The following is a 5231-nucleotide window of genomic DNA, read 5'->3' on the forward strand; positions in this document are numbered from 1 at the left end:
TTACCAGCACCTGTAAAGGTGGTTTTTCCGAAGCGGTAAGAGAAAGTTAAGCTACCCATTGTTCCCTGCATCTGACGTTGGAAATCAACTATCGTAAAGTTATCTTCGGTTGTCATGCTCCATCTTCTGGTGTTGAAAACGTCTCTCACATTAAAGCTTAACGAAGCTTTTTTGTTAGGGAAATCATATTTTGCACCGCCATCAATACCGTACATGGCATTACGCTTTCCTTGTGCCATTACTTCAGGTGCCCTGTAATCGCCACGTACCTGCAACGATACATTTTTAACCACGGTAAGGTTTCCGGTTAAATTGGCATTCCAGCTAAAACCACTGCTTGATGGAATATTAAATCTGTCGTCGCCTGCAAATTTGGCCTGGTATAAGTTAACGTTTGTGGTAAAGTTTAAAGCTTTGATCAGATCGAAACGGCCGATCAGTTCTACACCGCTATTAATCTGGTTCGATAAATTTTGAGGTGTTGAGGTAATGATCCCGTTAACCGGTGTACTTCTTACCCTTTGGATTACATCGTTGGTCTGGCGGAAATATAAACTCGAAGTAAAGGTCACTTTTTTCCAGTATTTACTATAACCCAATTCGAAAGAGTGTACATCTTCAGGTAATAAATTCGGGTTACCACCTCTATAGTTTAATGGATCAGACACGTCCAGAAACGGGTTGGTATCCCATGGACGCGGACGGTTTACACGGCGTGTATAGCTCAATTGAAGCTGGTTATCACCTTTCAATTTTTGGGTTAAGAAAACACTCGGATATATTCTTTTATAATGGATATTCCCTTCAGCAGTGGTTAATACATTGCCGGTATAACCTTCTAAATGTGTATCCAAACGTGCATCTTCGGCCCTTAAACCCAATTGGTAGCCAAAATCCTTAATCTGGTTCTGATAATTGAAATAAAGGGCATGTACCTGATCTTTACTATCAAAACCGTTGATTAATTTATTGTTGCTTATATAAATATTTGTATTGGTAGGGATCGAATCGGCATATTGATCATTGTTACCTAAACGGATCTGGCTGCGGTAACCCACTTCTATTTTGCCGGCTTTACCCACGGGTAATGCATAATCGGTCTGGATATTGTAGTTGGTATTGTTTCCGGTGTTAAATACGCGTTGTAAACTTAAAGTTTCATTAATCGGCGTGCCGTTACGGTTAGTGGTTGTGGTGCTATAAGCCTGATCGTTGTTATTTGTACCATACGAATAGCCAAAATTAAAGGTTAATTCCTCTTTCGGTTTTTTAAACTTCTGTACGTAATCAAGGTTGGCATCATAACTATTTCCATAACCATCGGTGGTATTGGTTCGGTTGCTCAATAACACAGGAGCATGGTTGATGTTTAATTGTTTAATGTCGAGCAAATCGCTACGATCGTTATCCCTTGAGTTGAAACCACCTGATAAGCTGATTACACTTTTTGGAGCGATATAATAATCAATGCCGGCTTTTGCGTTATGGCCTTTATCCAAAGAGTTTGAAACCGTGGTCTGATCGGCAAAAGCTGTTGAACCTGCTGGCGTTTTATAAGTAATATCCTGAAAACCTCCGCCCCTACGGTTACCGTAGCGATAGCTGTAGTTACCATAGATGTTTACCTTACTGTTCTGGAAGCTTAAATTGGTATTGGCATTATAGTTATCGCGGTTACCTGCCGTTATAGCTGCAGAGCCGTTAAAACCAAGTTTGGTGTTTTTCTTTAAAACAATGTTAATGATACCTGATTGACCCTCGGCATCGTATTTTGCTGATGGATTGGTAATCACCTCAACACTTTCGATAGAGCTGGCCGGTATCGATTGAAGAATCTGTGCTACGTTACCACCCGCAATTAAAGATGGTTTGCCATCAATTAATACTTTTACACCGGTTGATCCACGAAGGCTTACATTACCATCCATATCGGTTGATATCGAAGGAACATTCTGTAATAAATCGCCTGCCGAACCGCCCTCGCTCACTAAACTCTGGTCAACCGAGAATATTTTTTTATCAATACCCATCTGCATACCCTGTTTTTGGCCGGTTACGGTAATTTCGCTAAGTACATTGCCTTTCGCTGCATTCATTTTAATATCGCCAAAGTTTAGGTTGCCGGTAGCGGCGGTAATGTTAACATTATCCCTAACCATGGTTTGGTATCCTACAAAGCTGATTTTAAAGGTAAAAGTTCCCGTTGGGAGATCGGCCATTACAAATGCGCCGTTTAAATCCGTTTGTGCAATTTTTGCATTTTTACCTGTTCCCTTATTGATTAAAACCGCCGTGGCAAAAGGGATGGTTTCCTGTGTTTTTGCATCTTTAAGAACTCCGGTAATTTTTGCTTTTGTAGCGGTTTGCGCGAAAAGACTAAAGGATAAGCTTAATAGTAAGAGGGTAATCTGTATTGTTCTGTATTGTAAAAGTCTCATTTAAAAAATAAAATTTGCGTGTGTTTTTGTAAAGGGAGACAAAGTAACGGCAAGGAAGTTTAATAAAGTGGCCGTAACTATTTTATTACAGCCATTTTAGCGTAATATTTTTGTGGGTTAACTTCCAGTTTACAGTTCGCAATTATCCGTTTTTAGTTTGGAGAAAAACAATAAACGAATATTACAATTGAACAATCTTCAAAATGTTACTTTTGTTCATCACATTGAGCATAGATTAACAGATGAAAAAAATATTAATTGTTGATGATCTGCACCCTGCATTTAAGGAACAGGCCATTGCCATGGGCTACCAGGTTGATGATGAACCGCAGATTACACGTCAGCAAACTTTAGATAAAATAAAAGATTATAGCGGTATTGCCGTAAGGACTAAATTTAGGATCGATGCCGAAATTTTTGCTGCTGCACCGAATCTAAAATTTGTAGCGAGGGCAGGGGCAGGCTTGGATAATATTGATGATAAAATCGCTTTTGAAAGAAATATCGCGTTGATTAATGCCCCCGAAGGCAATTGTGATGCGGTTGGAGAACATGCCACGGGTTTGCTTTTATCATTGATGAATAATTTCCGCAGGGCCGATACCGAAATCAGGAATGGTATATGGGACCGAGAAGGTAACCGTGGTTACGAACTGAAAGGCAAAAAAGTAGGCATTATCGGTTATGGTTTTATGGGCCAGAGCTTTGCCAAAAAGCTTGCCGGTTTCGAAGTAGATGTAATGGCCTACGATAAATATAAAACCGGCTTTAGCGATGCATTTGCACGCGAGGTAAGCATGGAAGAGATTGTAAAACACAGCGATGTGCTCAGTTTGCATATCCCGCTAACTGCCGAAACCAAACAGATGGTAGATGACGAATATTTCTTCCATTTTAAAAAGCCTATTTTCTTTATCAATACCGCCAGGGGAGAAATTGTAAATACTACTGCCGTACTAAACGCTATAAAAACCGGTAAAATTTTAGGGGCTGGACTGGATGTTCTACAGACCGAAAAATTCCCGGCATTGAGCGAACAATCTTGGTATAATGAACTAAAGCAGAACAATCAGGTAATTTTAACGCCACATGTAGGTGGCTGGACCTTCGATTCGTACCGGAAAATTTCTGAGGTTTTAGCAGAGAAACTTCGCGGGCTTAATTTTTAGTTTAAATAAGACCTCGCAGGTTTTTAAACGGCGCAGCCCTCAATGCGGCCATTAAAAATAACTTTACAGCGAATTAAACCTGCGAGGTCTGAAAGTGGAGGCTAAATAGCTAAACGGTCAATTATCCAATGATCGTTAGAAAAGAGCATGTACTCATTTTATATCCTATGGCAAATCAAGCTATTCAATCAAAAGATTATATCAGAAATATAGATTTTGAATATATAGAAACCTATTCTTTTCAGCAGGAGGCCTATTATTCGGAAACGAATAGGAACACTGGGGAAATATCGTGGCATGATCAGCGAATAACTGATCTGGATGAAAAATTAAACGACTCTTCTCAAAAAATTAGCTCATTCCATTGTAATGATACAGATGCATTTACATTGATCGGTATTTTGGAAATTGATGTAGAGAATTTGCCTTCGTGGCTTTGTGCGCCCATTTACAGGGATGCGATTATATTTTATAATGCGAAACGGGAAATGATTTCGGCACTTAATATCTGTTTCGAATGTTGTTATATGGAAACTGATAAGCGTATTAATATCAACGCTGATGAAAAGACCTATGAATTGCTTAAATCGGTCTTAAATTCAAAAGGGCATCATATTCGATAAGACCTGCGAGGTTTTTTATTCCTCCGAGTTTGCGCTCGTTTATCAACGAGCGCATAAATAACTAAACGATTTTATCGTTTCAAAAGACAAATTTTTCAATGCAATATTTTGCTTTTTTTCGGAAATTAGGGGTCTGTTTTTCATAGGGGCTTTTAGTCCTGCTATCCCTCCAAGTCCTCGCTACGCTCCTGGCTTTTCGTTCTATCACCTGCCCGTACAGGCGGGGGTTTATTAAACAAAGCCAATGGTACTAAACCTGTCAGGTTTTAAATTTGAAAAAGTTTGCGCTCGTTTCCAAACGAGTGCATAAATAGCTATACGGTTCTATCGTTTGTAAACGATAAATTATTCAACGCCCGTTAGAAACGAGCGTTAGCTTAAGTAATTTTATTTTCTTAAATTGGCTATACAATCTAACCAATTTTATCATGCCGAAAGATCATTTATATTCTACTACAGTTACCTGGACCGGTAATAAAGGTTCGGGTACTATGGATTACCGTTCGTACGACCGCGATTACATTATTTCAGTAAAAGGAAAGGCCGATATTTCGGGTTCTTCCGATTCTGCCTTTTTGGGCGATAAATCCAAATACAACCCCGAAGACCTTTTGTTGGCATCTATTTCAAGCTGTCACATGCTTTGGTATTTGCATTTATGCTCTAAAAATGAAATTGTAGTAATCGATTACAAAGATGAAGCAGTGGGAACAATGGAAGAGCTGGCCGATGGAAGCGGAAGATTTAGAGAGGTTACCCTTCATCCGCAGGTTTTGATTGCCGATAAGGCCCATTACGAACTTGCAGCATCGCTACATCACGAAGCGAATAAAATGTGTTTTATTGCTAATTCATTAAACTTTCCGGTTAAACACGAGCCGGTTCTTAGTTTTAGTTAGTAACCTGAATTCGATTAATACTTATGTGCTTTTTATTAGTTTTAGTCTATTTTTCTTAACGCAATCGTCATGCTGTCCCGAAACTTCGGGATCAGCATCTTT

4 protein-coding genes are annotated in these 5231 nt (G+C 39.3%); 3 read left to right on the forward strand and 1 reads right to left on the reverse strand.

The window, feature by feature from the left end; all coding sequences use genetic code 11:
- The coding region (locus tag B2V92_RS22685) for a TonB-dependent receptor domain-containing protein (RefSeq protein ID WP_293312415.1) at window positions 1-2438 on the reverse strand (2438 nt) is incomplete at its 3' end.
- Between the two features lie 242 nt (window positions 2439-2680).
- Between B2V92_RS22685 and B2V92_RS22690 the strand changes: the two genes are divergently transcribed.
- From B2V92_RS22690 to B2V92_RS22700, 3 genes are all read left to right on the forward strand, one after another.
- A complete protein-coding gene (locus tag B2V92_RS22690) occupies window positions 2681-3607 on the forward strand; it encodes a 2-hydroxyacid dehydrogenase (protein WP_293312417.1) in 927 nt (308 codons plus the stop codon).
- A gap of 128 nt (window positions 3608-3735) precedes the next feature.
- The gene (locus B2V92_RS22695; protein ID WP_293312419.1) at window positions 3736-4230 is read left to right on the forward strand and encodes a hypothetical protein; all 495 of its coding nucleotides are present in this window, start codon (window positions 3736-3738) and stop codon (window positions 4228-4230) included.
- Between the two features lie 428 nt (window positions 4231-4658).
- Window positions 4659-5129, forward strand: a complete 471-nt coding sequence (locus B2V92_RS22700; protein WP_293312421.1) for an OsmC family protein — start codon at window positions 4659-4661, stop codon at window positions 5127-5129.
- Window positions 5130-5231 lie beyond the last annotated feature (102 nt).

The sequence above is a fragment of the Pedobacter sp. UBA5917 genome (genome assembly GCF_002432345.1).
Taxonomy (GTDB): Bacteria; Bacteroidota; Bacteroidia; order Sphingobacteriales; family Sphingobacteriaceae; genus Pedobacter.